This window comes from Pseudoxanthomonas mexicana (assembly GCF_010093385.1).
In the GTDB taxonomy this organism is placed as follows: domain Bacteria; phylum Pseudomonadota; class Gammaproteobacteria; order Xanthomonadales; family Xanthomonadaceae; genus Pseudoxanthomonas_A; species Pseudoxanthomonas_A mexicana.
This window is the reverse complement of sequence record NZ_PDWV01000001.1, coordinates 119135-138829: the sequence shown is the minus strand read 5'-3', so window position 1 is coordinate 138829 and position 19695 is coordinate 119135. Positions and strand designations below refer to the sequence as shown.

17 protein-coding genes and 1 pseudogene are annotated in these 19695 nt (G+C 67.9%); 2 read left to right on the top strand and 16 right to left on the bottom strand.

The window, feature by feature from the left end; translation table 11 throughout:
* Positions 1 to 16: 16 nt before the first annotated feature.
* Positions 17 to 1837, bottom strand: coding sequence for a DegV family protein (locus tag CSC76_RS00595; RefSeq protein WP_162108116.1), 1821 nt, complete (start codon positions 1835 to 1837; stop codon positions 17 to 19).
* A 192-nt stretch (positions 1838 to 2029) separates the two neighbouring features.
* On the opposite strand from CSC76_RS00595, the gene CSC76_RS00590 reads away from it, so the two are divergent.
* Both CSC76_RS00590 and CSC76_RS00585 read left to right on the top strand, forming a co-directional pair.
* Positions 2030 to 2350: a hypothetical protein gene (locus CSC76_RS00590; RefSeq protein WP_162108016.1), complete on the top strand. Its 321-nt coding sequence runs from the start codon at positions 2030 to 2032 to the stop codon at positions 2348 to 2350.
* Positions 2351 to 2368: 18 nt separating this feature from the next.
* Complete coding sequence (locus tag CSC76_RS00585; RefSeq protein WP_379605043.1) at positions 2369 to 3121, top strand: M90 family metallopeptidase; 753 nt, start codon at positions 2369 to 2371, stop codon at positions 3119 to 3121.
* A gap of 33 nt (positions 3122 to 3154) precedes the next feature.
* Here the strand turns inward: CSC76_RS00585 and CSC76_RS00580 are convergent, their stop codons facing one another.
* The 15 genes and pseudogenes from CSC76_RS00580 to kdpA form a co-directional block, all read right to left on the bottom strand.
* Positions 3155 to 4528: an ATP-binding protein gene (locus CSC76_RS00580; protein ID WP_238394826.1), complete on the bottom strand. Its 1374-nt coding sequence runs from the start codon at positions 4526 to 4528 to the stop codon at positions 3155 to 3157.
* Positions 4529 to 4634: 106 nt separating this feature from the next.
* On the bottom strand, positions 4635 to 5321 hold the full coding sequence (locus CSC76_RS00575; protein ID WP_055937106.1) for a response regulator transcription factor: 687 nt from the start codon (positions 5319 to 5321) through the stop codon (positions 4635 to 4637).
* Positions 5322 to 5395: 74 nt separating this feature from the next.
* Positions 5396 to 5782 carry a hypothetical protein gene (locus tag CSC76_RS00570; protein ID WP_162108115.1) on the bottom strand — a complete coding sequence of 129 codons (387 nt, stop codon included), beginning with the start codon at positions 5780 to 5782 and terminating at the stop codon, positions 5396 to 5398.
* Positions 5783 to 5930: 148 nt separating this feature from the next.
* The gene (locus CSC76_RS00565; RefSeq protein ID WP_162108114.1) at positions 5931 to 6854 is read right to left on the bottom strand and encodes an arginine deiminase-related protein; all 924 of its coding nucleotides are present in this window, start codon (positions 6852 to 6854) and stop codon (positions 5931 to 5933) included.
* 3 nt (positions 6855 to 6857) lie between these two features.
* Positions 6858 to 7901, bottom strand: coding sequence for a tRNA dihydrouridine(20/20a) synthase DusA (gene dusA / locus CSC76_RS00560; RefSeq protein ID WP_162108113.1), 1044 nt, complete (start codon positions 7899 to 7901; stop codon positions 6858 to 6860).
* Between the two features lie 180 nt (positions 7902 to 8081).
* Positions 8082 to 8412: pseudogene (locus CSC76_RS00555) on the bottom strand (IS3 family transposase); the annotation flags it as partial.
* A gap of 319 nt (positions 8413 to 8731) precedes the next feature.
* The gene (locus CSC76_RS00550; RefSeq protein WP_162108112.1) at positions 8732 to 9295 is read right to left on the bottom strand and encodes a hypothetical protein; all 564 of its coding nucleotides are present in this window, start codon (positions 9293 to 9295) and stop codon (positions 8732 to 8734) included.
* Between the two features lie 15 nt (positions 9296 to 9310).
* Positions 9311 to 10699, bottom strand: a complete 1389-nt coding sequence (locus CSC76_RS00545; RefSeq protein ID WP_162108111.1) for a hypothetical protein — start codon at positions 10697 to 10699, stop codon at positions 9311 to 9313.
* On the bottom strand, positions 10683 to 11354 hold the full coding sequence (locus CSC76_RS00540) for a lysozyme inhibitor LprI family protein (protein ID WP_162108110.1): 672 nt from the start codon (positions 11352 to 11354) through the stop codon (positions 10683 to 10685). The genes CSC76_RS00545 and CSC76_RS00540 overlap by 17 nt, the downstream gene beginning before the upstream one ends.
* A gap of 250 nt (positions 11355 to 11604) precedes the next feature.
* On the bottom strand, positions 11605 to 12327 hold the full coding sequence (locus CSC76_RS00535; protein WP_162108109.1) for a response regulator: 723 nt from the start codon (positions 12325 to 12327) through the stop codon (positions 11605 to 11607).
* A gap of 8 nt (positions 12328 to 12335) precedes the next feature.
* Positions 12336 to 14966, bottom strand: a complete 2631-nt coding sequence (locus CSC76_RS00530) for a sensor histidine kinase (protein ID WP_162108108.1) — start codon at positions 14964 to 14966, stop codon at positions 12336 to 12338.
* 57 nt (positions 14967 to 15023) lie between these two features.
* Positions 15024 to 15179 carry a hypothetical protein gene (locus CSC76_RS00525; protein ID WP_162108107.1) on the bottom strand — a complete coding sequence of 52 codons (156 nt, stop codon included), beginning with the start codon at positions 15177 to 15179 and terminating at the stop codon, positions 15024 to 15026.
* Positions 15180 to 15185: 6 nt separating this feature from the next.
* A complete protein-coding gene (gene kdpC / locus CSC76_RS00520) occupies positions 15186 to 15788 on the bottom strand; it encodes a potassium-transporting ATPase subunit KdpC (protein ID WP_162108106.1) in 603 nt (200 codons plus the stop codon).
* A 9-nt stretch (positions 15789 to 15797) separates the two neighbouring features.
* Positions 15798 to 17864, bottom strand: a complete 2067-nt coding sequence (gene kdpB, locus CSC76_RS00515) for a potassium-transporting ATPase subunit KdpB (RefSeq protein WP_162108105.1) — start codon at positions 17862 to 17864, stop codon at positions 15798 to 15800.
* 10 nt (positions 17865 to 17874) lie between these two features.
* Complete coding sequence (gene kdpA, locus CSC76_RS00510; RefSeq protein ID WP_162108104.1) at positions 17875 to 19575, bottom strand: potassium-transporting ATPase subunit KdpA; 1701 nt, start codon at positions 19573 to 19575, stop codon at positions 17875 to 17877.
* Positions 19576 to 19695 lie beyond the last annotated feature (120 nt).

The window sequence follows — 19695 nt, the reverse complement described above, 5'->3', positions numbered from 1 at the left end:
CCAGGTGCGAGCGCGCTCAGCCATCGGGGGCCGGCTGCACGGCCACGATCAGCGCACCCGGTCCCGCATGCGCGCCGATGGCAGCGCCGGTTTCCACCAACCGGTCCTCGCAAATATCCAGACGCGTGCGCAACGCGGCCAGCAGGCGCTCCGCATACGGCCGCGCGTCGCAGTGACCTACGATCAGACGCCAGCGCCGGCCGCCCGGCAACGCCCGTGCGACCCGCCGTGCGAACGCTTCCGGCGCGTTCGCACGCGTGAGCAGCAGGCCCGCCACGACCATCCGGCCGTCCGCGCTCATCTTCGCCATGGGGGTCAACGCCGTCAGGCGTGCGATCGGCGCGGCCCAGCGCGGAATGCGTCCGCCACGCACCGCGTGCGAGATGTCCGGCGCGATCGCCCACATCCGCGTGAGCGGGCGGAGGCGCTCCAGTTCCGCCACCACCTCGCTCTCGCCCTGCCCCTGTGCGGCGAGTTCCGCCGCGCGCCAGACCAGCAGCGCCTGCCCACACGCGGCATTGACGGTGTCGAACACGCGCACGCGCGCTCCGGGGTCGCGTGCCGCGGCGTGCTCGCCCGACTGCAGGGTGCCGGACAGCGCGCGCGACAGGCCCACGTACAGCACGCGCGCATGGTGCGCGAGCGACAGCTCGAACTGCCGACGGAAATCCCCCGGCGGCGGCTGGCTGGTGCGGGGCAGCTGGCGCGAGGCTGCCATGCGCCGGTAGAACTCGGCCGTGGACAGGCCCACCTTGTCCAGGTAGTCGCGTCCATCCAGATCCACGCGCGCCGGTACCACGCCGATGGCGTAGCGCTCGGCGATGTCCTCCGGCAGGTCGGCCGCGCTGTCGGTGACGATCACCAGCGACTGGGCCAATCCGGCGGTGGTCTGCTGGCGGACCATGTCGTCGGCCTTCATGCCTTCGACCTGGCCCTGCGCCGCGCAGGCGTCGAACAATGCCTGCGGCGATCCCGTATGCGCATGCACGCGCAACCGCGACGCGCCGCCTGCGATCACGATGGAGTCCGCGCCCACCGCTTCCAATGCGGTACGAAGACGTTCCCGGTCCAGTCCTTCGCCCAGCAGCAGGCATTCGGTGCACCAGCGACGCGCCGGATCGATGTCGTGGTCATGACCGAGCGGATCGGTGGCATCGTTCGCGGCCGGTGGCGCGCTGCCGCGCATGCGCACGGCGCGGGGCCCGCCCTCGACGAACTCGGCGATGCCTTCGAGCAGGTCGACGAATCCCTGCGCGCCCGCGTCCACCACGCCCGCCTTCTGCAGCAGCGCCATCTGCCGTGGGGTGTCGGCCAGCGCGCGGCGCGCACGGTCCAGCGCACGTGCGAAGCCGCTGGGCGTATCGGCCGGGGCATCGACTTCGCCCGCGGCGGCCTCCAGTTCGTCGGCGAACGCCGAGATGACGCTGAGGATGGTGCCTTCCACCGGCTGCGCCAAGGCCTGGCGGGCGCTTTGCGCGCCCTGGCGGACGGCCGCGGCGAGCGAGCGGCTGTCCAGCTCCGGCAGGGTCCGCACGCGCTCGGCCACCCCATACAGGAACTGCGCCAGGATCGCGCCGGAGTTGCCGCGCGCACCGTCGATGGCATCGTTGCCGACGCGGCTCAGCAGGTCGCCGGCGTGCTGGCTGGGTTGGCTGAGCGCCCCGTTCAGCACGCTGCCCAGGGTCGATGCAAGGTTGTTGCCGGTGTCGCCGTCGGCCACGGGGAACACGTTGATGCGGTTCAGTCCGTCGCGCGCGGCGATGACCCGCCTGGCGCCGGCGATCAGCGCCAGGCGCAGGGCGGGTGCGGTCAGTGGGCGGTTCTGGGGTTCGGGCATGCGCGCAGTCTGCCGCAAGCGGTCCGACCCAGCTGCTGCGTCGCAGCAGCCGATGCCGGCTTTTCCTCGATCCGTCGCCGCAGGCCCGCGTTTCGTCGCACGGCACGGTCGGATGGGTGCCGGCGGATGCCATTCAGGCTATAGTCGGCGGTGTTCCCTGGCCGCTGTACCCGACCGACAGGAGTCCCTCCGATGCTTCGCGCCAGCCTTGCCCTGATGCTTCTCGGTGCCTCGGCGGCCGTGCTCGCCCAGAACGGCCGCGGCATCGCCAATGACGCGTCCACCAGTTGCCAGGATCTGAGCGACCGCGCGGTCCCTGAGCGCGCAGCCGACACCATACCGGCCGCGCCGGATGCGCGTCGGGCGCGTGCCACGGCGGTCCGCAGCAAGTACGCCGCCCCTGCCGCCGTGCTGTCCCCGTCCCCGCGCGGAGGTGGCGACGACGACGAGACGCCGCTGCCGCGCAGTCGTGGTTCGAAGTGGCACAGCTTCCTGCCGGGCATGTTCCGCTGACGCGGACGGCAACACCCGGTGATCGGCCTGCTGCGCCGCCTGCGGCGCCCCGCCCCGTCCGTTGACGAAACCCTCTGGCGCGCCATGCGCGCCGGAACGCCCTGGGTATCGGCCCTCGACGACGCCCGCGCGGATCGCCTCCGCGGGCTGGCCGCACGCTTCCTGCACCAGAAGACGATCACGCCGCTGGCCGGGCTGGAACTGGACGACAGTCAACGCCTGCAACTGGCGGCGCTGTGCTGCCTGCCGCTGCTGGAGTTCGGCGAAGCGGGACTGCGCGGCTGGTCGCAGCTGATCGTCTATCCGGACGCCTTCCGCGTACGGCGCACGCACACCGATGCGGCCGGTGTGCTGCACGAATGGGAAGACGACCTGGCAGGCGAAGCCTGGGACCAGGGGCCACTGATCCTGTCCTGGGCCGACGTGCAGGCCGACCTGGCCGAGCCCGATGCGGGCTTCTGCGTGGCCGTGCACGAGATGGCGCACAAGCTGGATGTACTGGACGGCGAACTCGACGGCACGCCGCCGCTACCCGACGCCTGGCACGGCCGATGGGCACGCGACTTCCAGCGCGCTTACGATGACTTCTGCATGCAGGTAGACCTGGGGCGCGAGACCGCGATCGATCCGTATGCCGCCGAAGCGCCCGAGGAGTTCTTCGCGGTCGTCACCGAGTACCACTTCTCCGCCCCGGACGTGCTGGCCGGATCGATGCCGGCGGTAGCCGGACACCTGCGCAGGTTCTACGGACCGTCGCCGTTCGCCGCCTGATCGCGGACGCGGCGCAGACGCTCCGCGGCACCCCTACAGACCCGGCGGCAGGCGCACCTCGAAGCGGGCGCCACCCAGTTCCTCCGAACGCTTCACCTGCAGCTCGCCGCGGTAGTCGCGGATCAGGTCCTGCACGATCGACAGGCCGATGCCGTGCCCCTGCACGCGCTCGTCGCCGCGGACGCCGCGCTGCAGCACTTTGGCCACATCGTCCTCGGCGATGCCGGGACCGTCGTCGTCCACCGCCAGGAACAGGCCCGCACGCCGTTGCGGTGCGGTAGCACCCACCTCCACCGTCAGCAGCACCCGCGAGCGCGCCCACTTGAAGGCGTTCTCCAGCAGGTTGCCCATCAGTTCCTGCAGGTCGCCGGTCTCGCCGTGGAAGCGTGCGCGCGGGTCGATCTCGAACTCGCAGATCACACCCTTTGACGCGTAGACCTTCTCCAGGCCGCGCACGATCTCTTCGGCGTGGGGCTCGATCTCGACCGCCGCGGAGAACAGTTTGTGCCCGCTGGAAGCCGCACGCGCCAGCTGGTACGACACCAGGTTGTTCATCCGCTTGAGCTGCACGTCCAGCTCCTGCCGCAACGCATCCGGATCGGCGGTGTTGTCCAGTTGCGTGCGCAGCACCGCGATGGGTGTCTTCAGGCTGTGCGCCAGATCGGCCAGGGTGTTGCGCTGGCGCTCCAGGTTCTCGCGTTCGCTCTCGATGAAGGCGTTGATGCTGTCGGTCAGCGGCTCCAGCTCGCGCGGATGGCTTTCGGTCATCCCGGACAGTTCGCCGCGCTGCACGCGGCTGAGTTCGAAGATCACGCGCCGCAGCGGACGCAGGCTCCAGCGCAGCACCAGCATCTGCAGCAGCAGCAGGATGACGCCCGCGCCGCCCAGATAGACCCACAGCGAGCCGCGGAACACGCGGATCTGTGCACTCAGCGCCTGCGCGTCCTCCAGGATATAGATGCTGTAGGGGATCTCGGCGTGCTGGTGGGTCGCAGGCCAGGCGTATCCCACGCCGTACCGGTAGGCCTGGCTCTCGCTGCCGTCGGCGCGGCGGATCGGCAACGGCCCCTCGAACGACTCCTCCAGCGCTCCCAGCAGCTGCGGCACCGGCAGCTCGGGGCCGAGCGTGGAATTGGATCCCCACGGCGGCACGCCCTGCAGCACCACCTGCGCGTACATGCCGCTGTCGGGCATGTCGCAACGCGGATCGGGCGTGTTGTACGGCGGGATGAGCGTGCCGTTGCGGCCGAATTCCACCTTGTCGGTGTAGTACAGCGCGTAACTCTTCAGGCGCTGGCGCAGGTTGTCTTCGGCGGTGTCGACAAAGGCGCGGTCCAGCGCGTAACCGGCCAGGGCGGGGAACGCCAGCAGCGCCAGCCTGGCCGCCAGCAACTGGCGCGCACGCAACGAACGCGGCCGCCACCCGTCGAACCGATCACGGCCGACGGGGGCGGAAGCTGCGGCGCCGGAGGGGGGCGCGGGCGTCAAGTGCAGGCGATGCCGGCGCGATGCATCAGCCTTCGCCGCTGCGCGGGATGGCGAAGCGGTAGCCGCGGCCGCGCACGGTCTCGATCGGCTTCAGTTCGCCGTCCGGGTCCAGCTTCTTGCGCAGGCGGCCGATGAAGACTTCCAGCACGTTGGAATCGCGGTCGAAATCCTGCTGGTAGATGTGCTCGGTCAGGTCGGCTTTCGAGACCAGTTCGCCCGCGTGCATCATCAGGTATTCGAGCACCTTGTACTCGTAGCTGGTCAGGTCCACGTTGCTGCCGTTGACGCTGACGGTCTGCGCCGCCAGGTCGAGGGCGACCGGACCGCATTCCAGCGTGGGCTTGCTCCAGCCGGCGGCGCGACGCAGCAGCGCGTTGACGCGGGCCAGCAGTTCCTCGACATGGAACGGCTTGACCAGATAGTCGTCGGCGCCCTGCTTCAGGCCCTCGACCTTGTCCTGCCAGCTGCTGCGCGCGGTCAGGATCAGCACCGGGAATTTCTTGCCCTCGTCGCGCAGGGCCTTGATCAGCTCCATGCCCGACATCTTCGGCAGGCCGAGGTCGATGATGCCCACGTCGAACGGCACTTCGCGACCCATGTACAGACCTTCCTCGCCGTCCTGGGCCGCGTCCACCGCGAAGCCTTCGCGCTTCAGGCGCGCGGCAAGGGTTTCACGCAGGGGGGCTTCATCTTCGACCAGCAGGATACGCATGGACTCTCCTTGGAATGCGGCGCGGCGCCAGGCCGCGCGGGACGTGCTCGTGTGAGCCGTGATTCTACGTAAGACTACGGGCGCGGGGGGTTATCGCCGCGTGGAGGCGGGGTCATGTCACGACGCGGACGCGCCGGCGCATCGGCACCGCGTCGGGCGGGGCCGGCATCGTCCATGACACGTACCCGTCCGCGGTCGTCCACGTACTTCACCCGGGTGATCTCGCGACCGTCGTACTGCATGCGCTCGACGCTCAGCACCTGCCCGCCGGTTTCGTTGCGTACGCGCCGCACCGAGTCGGACATCGACGAACGATGCGCGCGCTCTTCGGCCCGCGGGAACGCCCGCTCGCGCGAGGGCGGGCCACCCTGCTCATCCTGCGCCCACGCACCCGCGGCTCCCGCGACGGAAACGAGGGCGGCCAGGGCGACAGCGGCGAGAAGGGGAGTACGAAAGCGCATAACGGAATCGTAACGGAACTGGGATCGCGAAACTGAACGAAGCCCGAAACCGCCTCTGTGGATATGGAGGCAGAGTCTTGGCCCCCGGCGGTGAATCCGTTCTGAATTTATCCACAGCCCGGAGGGCCCCATTCAGGCAGCTGAATGGTCAGAAAATCTCGGCCACACAACACCTTAGCGACCCGCCGCCGGCCTCGATGGCCTCCAGCGGTACGCTGCGGACCGAGAAACCCGCGCCCTCTTCCAACTGGCGGCGGGACGCTTCCGCGAGGCGGTGGTGAGCCTGCCGGCTCATCCAGACAGACCGGTCCGTCAGGGCGATCGCATTGCCGGCGAAGGCCGCCTGCTCGGCCCGCGACAGCGTCACGACATGCGGCCCGTACAGCGCATGCAGGGCGCGGGAGACATCGCCCTGCAGCGCGTGCGGACACACCAGGGCCGCCCGGCCGGCCAGCACGGCGAGCAGCACGTTGGTGTGGTACTCCCCGGGCGCCAGGTCGAACATCAGCGTGACCCGCAGCCCGAACGCCGCATGCATCAGCGCCGCGCCGGCTTCGTCGCAGCGCTCGGACAGGCCGCAGAAGCCGATACCGCGCGCGCGGTCGATGACCAGCGCGCCGGTCAGCTCGCAGGGGTGTGTCTGGCCGGACAGGTCGGTCTCCGCATAGCCCAGCAGGTCGCGGAAGTAACCCCGGATGTCCGGCCGTTCCGCTTCCCGCTGGCGTACAGGATGGCGCATGCGGCCGACGATCAGCCGCGGCTCGCCATCGACCTGGGTCGTGGCGAAGACGTTGTTGGGGAACACCGCGTCCGGCGTGGCCTCGCTGCCCGGGAAGCAGACCACGGGCAGTTCCTGCGACAGCGCGCGGTGCAGCGCATGGTGCTCGCGCAACGCGGCGTCCGCGTCGAACGCCCCCGGGTCGGCCATGTAGCGGTTGTCCTGCGCCGACTGCTCCGCCCGGACGAAGCCGTCCGGCGACACCAGGAACGCCGCCCGCGCCGTCGCGGCGCCGAAGTCCGGCTTCAACGTGCACGCAACGGCGATGAAAGCGTCGATGTCGCGCGTGATCATCGCTCAGGCCGCCGGCCGCAGTTCGCGTTGGGTCGCCGCCAGTGCCTGCTCCACCAGCGACCAGTCCGCACCGGGCTTGTGTGCGCCTTCGCTGAGGACCTGCCGGAACGCGCGACCGCCCGGTTGTGCATGGAACAGGCCCAGCACGTGACGGGTCAGGTGCTTCAGTGCCACACCCTTCGCGAGTTGGGCTTCGACGTAGGGGCGCCATGCGCGCAGCAGGTCCGCGCGCGGCGCGGGCTCGCCACCGAACAGCGAAGCCTGCATCTCGTGCAGCACGTAGGGCTCGTGGTACGCCGCGCGGCCGATCATCACGCCATCGCTGTGCTGGAGGTGCTCGTGCACCTGCGCGGTCGTGGTGATGCCGCCGTTGATCGCCACCGTCAGTTCCGGTCGTTCGCGCTTGAGCCGGTAGGCCCAGTCGTAGCGCAGCGGCGGGATCTCGCGGTTCTCCTTCGGTGACAGGCCCTGCAACCAGGCCTTGCGCGCGTGCACGAAGAACACGTTGCAGCCGGTGGCCGCCACGGTATCGATGAAGGCGCGGAAGAGGTCGTAGTCCTCCTGCTCGTCCACGCCCAGGCGGCACTTCACGGTGACAGGGATGTCGACGGCATCGATCATCGCCGCCACACACTCGGCCACCAGCGCGGGCTCCTTCATCAGGCAGGCACCGAAACGCCCGGCCTGCACGCGGTCCGACGGGCAGCCGACGTTGAGGTTCACCTCGTCGTAGCCCCAGTCCTGGGCGATACGCGCCGCCTGCGCCAGGTGTGCCGGCTCGCTGCCTCCCAGCTGCACGGCGACGGGGTGCTCCACGGTATCGAAGCCCAGCAGCCGATCACGGTCGCCATGGATCACCGCCTGCGCGTGCACCATCTCGGTATACAGGCGCGCGTTCGGCGCCAGAAGCCGGTGGAACACGCGGCAATGCGTGTCCGTCCAGTCCATCATCGGAGCAACCGAAAGACGCAAGGACGCCTCATAGCGCGCTCTTTCTCGCAAATCCAATGAGTTATCCCGCTTTTCCTGTTGCTCAAGTGCACTCATGATCGATCAATTTCGGGAGTTTTCGGGTTCGGCTTGCTACGCTGTTTGCTACGTGGGAGCCCATGTAGCATCGCCCGCACGGGTCCCATCGTCAGCCGCGGTCGCGAGGACGGATCATTAGGTTACTCCGCCCCCATCCACGTTCATCAGCAGACGGACCGGCCAGATTTCCGTAGACACTCAGTTGCCGCTCTGCGCGTAGTGCCTTTGAAACTCTACCGGTGACAACCCGCCAGCGGAACCATACCGGCGGATCGGGTTGTAGAACATCTCGATTCCGTCGAACCCGTCCGAGTTCGCTATGGCGCATGTCGGGTAGATCCGCCGCTTGATCCGCTTCTTCTTCGGGGCGCCGAAGAAGGTCTCGGCCACGGCATTGTCGTGGCAGCTCCCCGCGTCGGCTGATGCTCGGCATCATCCGGCGCTTTCAGGAACGACTGCCAGTCGCTGCTGGTGAACTGGCAGCCCTGATCCGAATGCACCGCACGCCTGGACCCGGCTTGCACCGCCAACCAGCGTCTGCAGCACCAGATCGCTGGAGCTCGGCCTTGAGCCGGCGAACCTCGGCTGAGTAGGTCGGCGCCACTGCGGCACCGGCTGCCGGTGCCATCTTCCTGGCGGCTTGTACCCGCCCCTACATCGTGCGCTTGGGAATCCCGATCCGGGAGCGACGTCCATCACCTTGAAGCCACGCTCGATCACCTGCTTAACACTTCGGCGTGGAACTCATCCGTACCGCTTGCTGTTGCCCGTAAACACCTCCGTCATTGCCACGGGTTGTGGTGTCCTGATGTTTACCAAAAGTTGGCTGGGCCACGCCTTCTACAAAGCTACTCCCTCAGCTTGACTGGCCGGTATTTCCCTTGGACGGGTTTGGCCTGCATGTCTACATTTGCGCAAACAAGCTTGTCGCCGCAGGGCACGAAATCCGCGTGGTTCACGGCCTCAACCCAGGTTAGCTCGGCTCTGGCTCCTGCCGCCTTGTTCTTCCAGTACATCCCCCAAGCAGCGATGCCGGTAAACGCCAGTACCGCACACGTCACCAAGCCGCCCATTCCCATTATCGTCCATTTGTGTCGCTCGGCTTTGATCGCTTCGCGCTCGGCTTGCAGCTCCTGGACAATTCGCGCGATCGATTTCGCGTCAGAACCGAGCATTTCATGAACCGGTGAAATGGAGCAATCCACAGACCGCATTATTTCATTGGCAACCTGCCCTTTGACGCCATTGACCACTGCGCTGACCAAGCCCTGTCCTTGGGAAAGCATAGCGTTGGCACCGCGCTCCAGTGATTCAGCGCCTTGCTCCATCCTGGCTGCCGCTGCCTCGGTGCGATCCGCGTAGTGCTTGATCACGAACCCAAGCTTGGCCAGCTTCCCTTCTTCCTGATCCATTGCCTTCGCCCTTGGTTACATCGACATCACAGGACCACTGCGTCCCATCTGCTGGATCCGCTGCTGCTCGGCAAGCTGCACTTGCAACTCAGCTTGGCGGACCTCGGCCAGCCACAATTTTTCCTCACCCGCGATTTCGCGCTGGAATTGCTGCCCAGTGGGGCTTCGAGCATATTCCACCAACGCGGCATCCATCGTCTTGTCATCCTTGTTGACTGCCGCTTCGTATAGACGATCGAGTAAAGACTTGGGTTGATCTTGCACCTGCACCTGATCAGGATGACGTTCGTTACCCGGTAGCGGCAGTCGCAAACGCACGCCGTCCGTATGATCGGGCATATCCACCTCCCGACTACGCTGGACTTGCATCGGGACGCCGTTCCGGTTCCAGCCGTCGCGGGTCATCTCAAAGATATCCGCGCTAGGGCTAGTAACGATCAGATCGCCCGCGCGACTGAGCTCGACACGGGACATTTCCAGCGCAGCGTTGGGTCGGGCCGCACGAATCCTGGCATCCCTCGCCGGTAGGCCGTTGTCTACGTAGTCGAAGATCGCGCGCCCCGCAGCTGGACTTCGCATCATGGCATCGAGCACTTGCACATCAGGGTTGTTGACAAATCCCTCGTAAAGCGACGGATTGCCACTTTCGTGAACCTCGCGCCTCCATGCCTCAGCGAGCCGCCCGTCGCCGAGTTCCAAGGCGCTCATCAGTTGAGCACCCGCAAGCGCGTTGTCGCGCCCTGTCACGATCGCCTGACGTGCGCTGGGATTCAATCCACTGATCCCTTGCGATCCGATCCAGTCGTGTGTCTCCGCTGCGGTCAGCTCGTTGTTCTCCAGGTGAGTAATCAGACGCTCACCGCGCAACTCGTTCTGGTTGTAGAGCTTCATTGCCTGGGCGACAATTTCTGTCGCCTGCCCAGGGTCGGTCCGACGCAGATCCTGCAGCCATTCGATTCGGGAAAGCGGTTCGCCGACGTTTTGCCACTTCTTGTCGATCTGCTCCCGGTTGAGCGAACTCACCAACTCGCGACCAGGATCGGAGCGCAGGTACTGATTCAGACGCGACTGTTCCTCGCCGGTCAACGCGTTGCCCACCTGGCCGCGGGTTTGTAGTCGTCGGGTAAGGTCATTCGCCTCTGCAGGTGAGAATCGCTCTTGCGGACTGGCCCATTCCTGGTAGCCGGACATCAGCTCATGTACCTTCTCGCCCCGCCCAGGCTGGCCAAAGTCCCACTGTACAATGCCTACACTCCAGCCTGAATTGCCACTGCTGTGTGTCAGGCTGAGCGCGGGGAAAGTATTGATCTCGGATGCTCGCCCGACAGCGTTGTAAGCGATAGCATCGAAAGTTGTACGATCAAGAGGATCGTAGACTCGCCGCTCATCATTTCCGTTCGTCATCGCTGGCTCCCTCCGCGAACAGTGTGGACTCCTGCTCCTTGAGTTCCTTGACCCGTGCCTCCGTCATGATTGCACGGCACACCTCGGTGAGTCCGGGAGCTTCCTGACGAGACATGCCTTGAACGACTGGCTCAAGCGTGCAGTGCGCATCCCGGTATGTACGCCACGCGCTGTCGGCGGCAGCATAGGCGCGCTCTACGTCCTTCACGTAGCCCGGCTGGTTGTCCTCAAAGGATGTGTAAGCTTCACGCACACTCTGCAGCAGGGCTTCTCCAATCTGCTTGAGTTCCACCTCTGCCAAGTGCATGCGGGCATAGGGTGCGCAGCGATAGAGACGTAGCTGCTCGCACTCGGCCAGCGCGGCTTTATCGTAGCTGGCGTAACACGATTCCTTGTCTTCAAGGGGCAGCTCATCGCAGTCCTTCACCGAAGACTCGCCTGCCCCCGTGGCCGCAAAGGCTGAGGCGCCGGTTGACTCGGCAGGTAACCTATCGGCAAGTCCGGCACGGCTCGAATCCGGGGCGGTCGCCGAAGCATCGGGCCTCGTTACCTTTTGCGTAACCACCGCCTCCGGTGACGGAGGTTGGGCGCACCCCTGCCCCATTGCCAAGAGCAGCGACATCGCTGCGGAAAATCTACTCGATCTGTCGAGCATCATCCTTGTCCTCGCGCCGTACGGGCCAGCCCATAGTGTTCCGACATCAGAAGCGGGTCAACTCATAGGCTCACAGGACGAGGTTGCACATTTGCAACATGACGCCCACATGCCTATCCAACGTATTGATTTCGGATCTATTTCATTAGATGGTCGTCCAGTTCATCATCGCGATGACGGACAGGCGAAGGGCGTCATGGGGAATACGGGGGGACGTCATGGAGCCGTTGCACCTTGGCGGTTTCTCGCCTCACTCCCGCACAACAAACTTCAACCCCACTCCCGGCTCCGTGGCGATGTACCGCGGCGCCGTCGCATCGTCGCCGATCTTCTGCCGCAACTTGCCCACCAGGATGCGGAGGTAATGCGTGTCGTCCTGATGGTCCGGACCCCAGAGTTCGCGCAGCAGTTGCGGTTGGGTGACCACGCGGCCGGCGTGCTGCAGCAGCAGGGCGAGCAGGGCGAACTCCTTGCGGCTCAGCACCACCGGCTCGCCGTCCAGCGTCACTTCGCGACGGCCGAGGTCCACGTGCAAGTGGCCGTCGTCGAACAGCGGCATCGCCGTATCCGCCGGGGCGATGCGCGCGCGCAGCAGGCTGCGGATGCGCGCCATCAGTTCCTGCACGCCGAAGGGCTTGGTGACGTAGTCGTTGGCACCGCCATCGAGTGCAGCGACCTTCTCCGCCTCGCCGTCGCGCACCGTCAGCATGATGACCGGCACCTGCGACCACTGGCGCAACTCGCCAAGCACCTCGTGGCCGTCGAGGTCCGGCAGGCCGATGTCGAGAACGACCAGGTCGGCGCCGTGCGCCGCCAGCTCGGCCAGGCCGGCGCGCCCGCTTTCCGCCAGCGCCACCACGTAACCCTGCGCACGCAGGCTGATGTCGAGGAAGCGCCGGATCTGCGGCTCGTCGTCGATCACCAGGATGCGGGGCGGCGGTGCGGATGCGGGCGGTGGCGCGGTGTACGTCAAGCCGGTTCCTAGGCGGGGGTGAGCAGCGGCAGGGTAATCCGGATCACCGTGCCGCGACCATCGGGCCCCGGCAACGCCTGCACGCTGCCGCCGTGTGCGCCCACCATGCCCTGGCAGATCGCGAGCCCCAGGCCGGTACCCTGCCGACCGCGGTCGCCGCGCTCCACGCTGTAGAACATGTCGAAGATGCGCGCGCGTTCGTCTTCCGGAATGCCGGGCCCACGGTCGCTCACGTCGACGCGCAGCACGCCGTCGATGAGCTTCGCATCGATCCGCACCGGTTCATCCGGCGGCGAAAACTTGGCGGCGTTTTCCAGCACGTTGAACACCGCCTGCTCGATCAGCGCCGGATGCACCCAGATCGCCGGCAGGTCCGGCGCCACCGTGGTCTGCACCTGTACGCCCGGCTGGTAGCGCTGCAGGCGCTGCACCGCTGAACCGAGCAGTTCGTCCACGCCGATCCAGTCGCGGTTGAGGGTGAGGCCGCTGTGGCCGAGTCGCGTCATGTCGAGCAGGTTCTGGATGTAGCGGTCCAGCCGCTCGCCTTCCTGCTGGATGGTCTCCAGCAGGGCGCGCCGGTCGTCTCCGCCCATCGCGTCCCAATAACTGGCCAGGCTGCTGGCCGAGCCGATCATCGAGGCCAATGGCGAACGCAGGTCGTGCGAGACCGACGACAGCAGCGCCGAACGCAGGCGTTCGGTCTCGCCACCGACGCGCGCGTCTTCCAGTTCGGCCACCAGGCGCGTGCGCACGACTGCCTGCGCGATGTCCTCGGCCATCGACTCGGCCAGCCGGCGCTGTTCCGGCAGCAGGCGCACATCGTCGTCGAAGCGCAGGCCCAGCACGCCCAGGCTGCCACGATCACCGCGCAGCGGCAGGAACCAGCGCCCCGCCCCGGCCAGCGTGTCGGTATGGCGCCCGGTAGGCTGGCCGTGCTGCTGCGCCCAGTCGGCGGCGGCGCGATCGATCTCGCCCACCGCGACGCCGTCCGGTTCCTCCCGCCCCTGCACCCGCAGCCACGCCTCGGCCGACAACGCGCGCGTCAGCGCCTTGCGACCCGCTGCCAACACCTGCCCCAGATCCGCTGCACCGGCCAGGTCGCGGGCCAGCGCCTGTAGCGCGGTGGCCTGCGCGTTGGCCGCACGCAATGCCACCACCTGCATGCGCAGGCGCGAGGCCAGGCGCCCGGCGACCAGCGCGGCCCCCAGGAACAGGAACACCGTGGTCACGCCCTGCCGCGCGCCAATGTTGAAGGTGAAGCGCGGCTCGATGAAGAAGAAGTTGTACGCCAGGAAGCTCAACAGCGCGGCCACCACCGCGGCGGTCATCCGTGTGCGTGCCGCCACCAGCACCACCGCGACGATGAACACCATCGACAGATCGTCCAGGCCGACCCAGCGCTCCGCGACCGCCGCCACGCCGACCGCCAGCATCGACGCCATCAAGGCGAAGGCCAGATCGTGCCGGCCCAGCAGGTCCCAGGGACGCGGGCCTCCACGGCGCGCGCGGGCCCGGGCCTCCGGCGTGCTGATGATGACCAGTTCGTAGTGCGCGCCCCGCTGCAGCGGTTGCTGGGTCAGGGTGCGGTTGAACATGCGCGCCACGGGCCGCTCGCGCGTGCGCCCCAGCACCAGGGTGGAGGCGCCGTTCTGGGTGGCGTGGTCCAGCAGCGCGTCGGCGATGCGCGTGCCGCGCAGCACGTCGGTTTCCGCGCCCAGCCGGCGCGCGAGCGCGAACGCCTGGTCGATTTCGCGCTGGCGTACCTCGTCCACCGTATCGGACACTTGTACGGTCACCACGCTCCACGGTGCGTCGCGACGCTCGGCAATGCGGCGTGCCGCGCGCACCAGGTATTCGGACTGGCCCAGACCGTCGATCGCCACCAGCACGCGCCGGCGCAGCGGCATGCCCGGCAGGCCGCGCGCCGCCTGGTCCTCGCGCAGGTCGGCGTCGACGCGGTCGGCCGCGGTCTGCATGGCCAGTTCGCGCAATGCGATCAGGTTCGACGGCGAGAAGAACGCCTGCAGCGCCTGCGATGCCTGTTCCGGCAGGTAGACCTTGCCCTGGTGCAGCCGCTCGATCAGCTCACGCGGCGGCAGGTCCACCAGCACGATGTCCCGCAGGCGGTCGAACACGGCATCCGGCACGGTCTCGCTGACGCGCACGCCGGTGATGCGGTGGACGATGTCGTTGAGGCTCTCCAGGTGCTGGATGTTGATGGTGGTGTGGACGTCGATGCCGGCGTCCAGCAGTTCGATCACGTCCTGCCAGCGCCGCTCGTGACGACTGCCGGGTGCATTGCGGTGGGCCAGCTCGTCCACCAGCGCGATCTGCGGGCGCCGGGCGAGCAGCGCATCCAGGTCCATTTCCTCCAGCCAGCGGCCCTGGTAGGCGATGCGCCTGCGCGGCAGGATCTCCAGCCCCTCGGTCAGGGCGGCGGTCTCGCCCCGGCCGTGCGTTTCCACGATGCCCACCACCACGTCGCGGCCCTGGCGGCGTAGTTCGCGGGCACGCGAGAGCATGGTGTAGGTCTTGCCCACGCCCGGCGCCGCGCCGAGGAAGATCGTCAGCCGCCCGCCCTGCTCTCGCTGCAGGTGGTCGATCAGGGCATCGGCCTGGCGTTCGCGGGCGTCGGTCATGGGCCTATTCTGCCTGTTGTCGTCATGCGTCCACCGCGCGCCGCGTCCGGCGTGCGGTCAGCGCAGTGGCACATGGTGAGCCAGCGCCACGACCACCACGGCGTAGCCGATGGCGACCATCAAGAGGATGGTGCGGAACGCCACCTCGCGGCGCCAGGCGCCGAGGCGTCGTTTATAGCCGGCCAGGCCCTTGGGACATCGGTCGTGGTCCATGGTGCATTACTCCGGTTTTCCGGCCCCATCCAGGGCCAGGTTGAGTTCCAGCACGTTGACGCGCGGTGCGCCGAGCAGGCCGAACTGAGGCGCCGTGGTGTGCTCGGCGACCAGGCGCTCGATCTCGCTCACCGGCAACCCGCGGACGCGAGCGACGCGGGCAATCTGGATCCGCACGGCGGCTGGGGAGAGGTGCGGATCGATGCCCCCGCCGGACTGGGTCACCAGGTCACTGGGCACGGCATCGGGCGTCACGCCCTCGCGCGCGGCGACCGCCGCCCGGACTTCATCGATGCGGCTGCGCAGGTCGGGGTTGGTACGGGCCTGGTTGCTGCCGGCCAGCGCCATCACATCGTAGCGGGCTGCGGACGGGCGAGACTGGAAATAGCGGTCGTCGGCGAACGGCTGGGCGACCAGCGAGGAGCCGACGACCTTGCCGTCGCGTTCGATCAGGCTGCCGCCGGCCTGGTGTGGGAACAGCACCGAACCCAGGCCGACGCCGGTCAGCGAGTACAGCAGACCGAACCCGAGCAGCGACACGCCCGCCAGCGCGAGAGCCGGGCGCCAGACCGGCGCGGCGGCGGTGGAAGAAGGGGAAGAAGTCGTCATGGGAAGTCCTCAGGCGCCGATGACGGCGGCCAGCAACAGGTCGATGAGCTTGATCGCAGCAAACGGCAGCAGCACGCCGCCCACGCCGTAGACCAGCATGTTCCGGCGCAGCAGCGCGGTGGCGCCGGCCGGACGGAAGCGCACGCCGCGCAGCGCCAGCGGGATCAGCAGCGGGATGATGAGGGCGTTGAAGATCAGCGCCGCCAGCACGGCATTGGTCGGGCTGGACAGCTGCATGACGTTCAACGCAGCCATCGACGGGATCGCCGCGGCGAACAATGCCGGCAGAATGGCGAAGTACTTCGACACGTCGTTCGCCAGCGAGAACGTGGTCAGCGCGCCGCGCGTGATCAGCTGCTGCTTGCCGACTTCGACGACTTCCAGCAGCTTGGCCGGGTCGGAATCGAGGTCGACCATGTTGCCGGCCTCCTTCGCCGCCTGCGTGCCGGAGTTCATCGCCAGACCCACGTCGGCCTGCGCCAGCGCGGGCGCGTCGTTGGTGCCGTCGCCGACCATGGCGACCAGGCGGCCGCCGGCCTGTTCCTGGCGGATGCGCGCCAGCTTGTCTTCCGGGCGGGCCTCGGCGATGTAGTCGTCCACGCCGGCTTCGGCGGCGATCGCGGCGGCGGTCAACGGGTTGTCGCCGGTGATCATCACCGTGCGGATGCCCATCGCACGCATGTGGGCGAACTTCTCCTTGATGCCGTGCTTGACCACGTCGGACAGTTCGACCACGCCGAGCACGTGGTTGCCGTCGCTGACGACAAGCGGCGTGGCGCCGTTGCGGGCGACCTGCTCGACACGTGCGGCGAGTTCGGCCGGGGCAGCGCCACCATGGGCCTGCACGTGCTTGAGGATGGCGTCGGCTGCGCCCTTGCGGATGACACGTGCGCGGCCGGGGCCGTCACCCGCCAGGTCCACGCCGGACATGCGGGTCTGCGCGGTGAACGCGATGAACTGCGCCTGCGCGGGCTCGACCAGCACTGCCCCCTGCTCGCGCGCCAGCTTCACGATCGACTTGCCTTCCGGCGTGGGGTCGGCCAGCGAGGACAGCATGGCCGCGTCGCGCAGCTGCTCGCGGTCGATGCCGGCCAGCGGATGGAACAGCGTGGCCTGGCGGTCGCCGTGGGTGATGGTGCCGGTCTTGTCGAGCAGCAGTACATCGACGTCGCCCGCGACTTCGACCGCCTTGCCCGACTTGGCCAGCACGTTGGCGGCCAGCGCACGGTTCATGCCGGCGATGCCGATGGCGGGCAGCAGGCCACCGATGGTGGTGGGGATCAGGCAGACCAGCAGCGCGACCAGCAGCAGCGGATCGAGCTTGGCGCCGACGAAGCCGGCGATGAAGGGCAGCGTGATGACGACGATCAGGAACGTCAGCGTCATCGTCAGCAGCAGCAGGCCCAGCGCGATCTCGTTCGGCGTCTTCTGCCGGTTGGCGCCTTCGACCAGCGAGATCATCCGGTCCAGGAAACTGTGCCCGGGCTCGGCGGTGATCTTCACCACGATCTCGTCGGACAGCACTTTGGTGCCGCCGATCACGCCACTGCGGTCGGTGCCGGCTTCGCGCAGGACGGGGGCGGATTCGCCGGTGACGGCGGATTCGTTGATCGTGGCCAGGCCCTTGACGATTTCGCCGTCGGCCGGGATCTGCTCGCCCGCGGAGACGATGACGTAGTCGCCCGGCTTCAGTTCGGCGGCCGGCAGTCGGCGTTCGGGGCCGCCCAGCGGCGTGTCGATGCGACGCGCGACGAGGTCCTTGCGGGCGCGGCGCAGCGACGCCGCCTGGCCGCGGCCGCGCGCTTCGGCGACGGCTTCGGCGAAGTTGGCGAACAGCACGGTGACGAACAGCAGCGCGGTCACCGACCCGCCGATGCCCGGTGTGGTGGTGCCGGCCAGGGTGAGGCCGGCGGTCAGCAGCGTGCCCAGCCAGACCACGGCCATGACCGGGTTCTGGAAGGCGTGCTGCGGGGCCAGCTTGGTGAAGGAGCCGATCACGGCGGCGCGGAAGCCCGCGCTGTCGAGCAGGGCCGGCGCCCGGCCGGCGTGGCGTGCGGAAGATGTGGAATGGGTCATGTCGGTGTTCTCAGAGCGCGCTCAGGGCCAGGTGGTCGGCGACGGGGCCGAGGACCAGCACGGGCATGAACTGCAGCAGGGTCAGGATGACGACCACGGCGATCAGGGTGAGCGCGAAGGTCGGGGTTTCCAACTTGAGGGTGCCGGGGCCTTCGGGGGTGGCGCGCTTGCGCGCCAGCGAACCGGCGATGGCCAGCGGGATGATCAGTGCAGGGTAACGCCCCAGCGCCAGCATCAGCGAGGCGCTGAGGTTCCACCAGTACGTCGCGTCGCCCAGGCCTTCGAAGCCGGAACCGTTGTTGGCGAACGCCGAGACGTACTCGTAGAACACTTGGCTGATGCCGTGGAAGCCGGGGTTCGAGTTGCCGGTGATCGACGGCACCGCCAGCGTGATGGCGGTGAAGGCCAGCAGCGCCAGCGGCTGCAGCAGCACCAGGGCGGCGAGCAGCTTCACCTCATGCGCCTCGATCTTGCGGCCGAACAGTTCCGGCGTGCGGCCGGTCCTCAGGCCGGCGAGGAACACGCTGAGCAGCAGATAGACCAGGAACTGCTGCAGGCCGCAGCCGATGCCGCCCCAGATCGCGTTCACCAGCATGTTGCTGATGGTCACCAGGCCGGTCAGCGGCGCCAGCGAGTCGTGCATCGCGTTGACCGAGCCGTTCGACGTCTGCGTCGTGAAGGCCGCCCACAGCGCGGACGGCGCGGCACCGAAGCGCACTTCCTTGCCCTCCATCAGTGCGATGTCGCTGGACGTGCCGGACAGGCTTTCGGACCACACGGCCGTGCCGGCGGAGACCAGCGACATCGTCAGCATGGTGCCGAACACCAGCGCGGTGAATTTCCTGCGCCCGGTGAAGCTGCCCACCATGAAGGCGATGCTGACGGGGATCAGGATCAGGGCCAGCGTTTCCAGCAGGTTGGAGAATGGCGTGGGGTTCTCCAGCGGTACAGCGCTGTTCGGGCCATACCAGCCGCCGCCGTTGGTGCCCAGCTGCTTGATGGCCACCATCGGCGCGACCGGCCCCAGCGGGATCTTCTGTTCCGCCATCTGCGCCGAAGCATCGACCGGCGTCGCCACCGGACCTCCCTGCAGCGTGGCCGGCCCGCCCTGGCTGGTCAGAGCCAGCGACCAGACCAGGCACAGCGGCAGCAGGAAGCGCACTGCAGGACGGATCACGTCGGCCCAGTAGTTGCCGACATCGGCCTCCGCGCCGTCGCGCACGGGAGTGGCGTTTTCGCGCCCACCGAACAGCCCACGCAGCGTCGCCGCCACCAGCGCCAGGCCCATCATCGGCGTGACCACCTGAAGGCCGACGATCGCACTGGCGTGCGCCAGGTACGACAGCTGCGCCTGCCCGGAGTAGTGCTGCTGGTTGGTGTTGGTGAGGAACGACACCATCGTGTGCAGCGCCAGGTCCCAGCGCATGTTGGAGATGTCGTTGGGATTGAGCGGGAGCCAGGCCTGGGTCATCAGGACGCCCCATACGATGACGCCCAGCACCAGGTTGCTGAGCAGGAAGGCCTTGGCGTAGCCCTTCCAGCCCATGCCGCGCGAAGGATCGACGCCGAGCAGCGCGTACAGGGGGCGTTCGATCAGGCCGAACAGCCGGTCGCCTCGCATCGGGGCACCGCGCATCACCGCGGCCAGGTAGCGGCCCAACGGCCAGCCCAGCGCGATCGCGAGCGCGAAGACAAGGAGGAATTCAGTCATGGGAGTCGTCCATCGGCGTGCGTGTACGCCGGGTGATGAGCAGGAACAGAAGACCGGCGCCGGCGAGCAGGCTCGCCAGCCCCAGGAACAGGTAGAGGAAGGACGCGAACACGGCCGCCG

Coding starts and splice junctions, on each gene's coding strand:
- CSC76_RS00595 (WP_162108116.1), bottom strand. CDS start 1,837: ATGCCCGAACCCCAGAACCGCCCACTGACCGCACCCGCCCTGCGCCTG.
- CSC76_RS00590 (WP_162108016.1), top strand. CDS start 2,030: ATGCTTCGCGCCAGCCTTGCCCTGATGCTTCTCGGTGCCTCGGCGGCC.
- CSC76_RS00575 (WP_055937106.1), bottom strand. CDS start 5,321: ATGCGTATCCTGCTGGTCGAAGATGAAGCCCCCCTGCGTGAAACCCTT.
- CSC76_RS00570 (WP_162108115.1), bottom strand. CDS start 5,782: ATGCGCTTTCGTACTCCCCTTCTCGCCGCTGTCGCCCTGGCCGCCCTC.
- CSC76_RS00565 (WP_162108114.1), bottom strand. CDS start 6,854: ATGATCACGCGCGACATCGACGCTTTCATCGCCGTTGCGTGCACGTTG.
- dusA (WP_162108113.1), bottom strand. CDS start 7,901: ATGAGTGCACTTGAGCAACAGGAAAAGCGGGATAACTCATTGGATTTG.
- CSC76_RS00550 (WP_162108112.1), bottom strand. CDS start 9,295: ATGGATCAGGAAGAAGGGAAGCTGGCCAAGCTTGGGTTCGTGATCAAG.
- CSC76_RS00545 (WP_162108111.1), bottom strand. CDS start 10,699: ATGACGAACGGAAATGATGAGCGGCGAGTCTACGATCCTCTTGATCGT.
- CSC76_RS00540 (WP_162108110.1), bottom strand. CDS start 11,354: ATGCTCGACAGATCGAGTAGATTTTCCGCAGCGATGTCGCTGCTCTTG.
- CSC76_RS00530 (WP_162108108.1), bottom strand. CDS start 14,966: ATGACCGACGCCCGCGAACGCCAGGCCGATGCCCTGATCGACCACCTG.
- CSC76_RS00525 (WP_162108107.1), bottom strand. CDS start 15,179: ATGGACCACGACCGATGTCCCAAGGGCCTGGCCGGCTATAAACGACGC.
- kdpC (WP_162108106.1), bottom strand. CDS start 15,788: ATGACGACTTCTTCCCCTTCTTCCACCGCCGCCGCGCCGGTCTGGCGC.
- kdpB (WP_162108105.1), bottom strand. CDS start 17,864: ATGACCCATTCCACATCTTCCGCACGCCACGCCGGCCGGGCGCCGGCC.
- kdpA (WP_162108104.1), bottom strand. CDS start 19,575: ATGACTGAATTCCTCCTTGTCTTCGCGCTCGCGATCGCGCTGGGCTGG.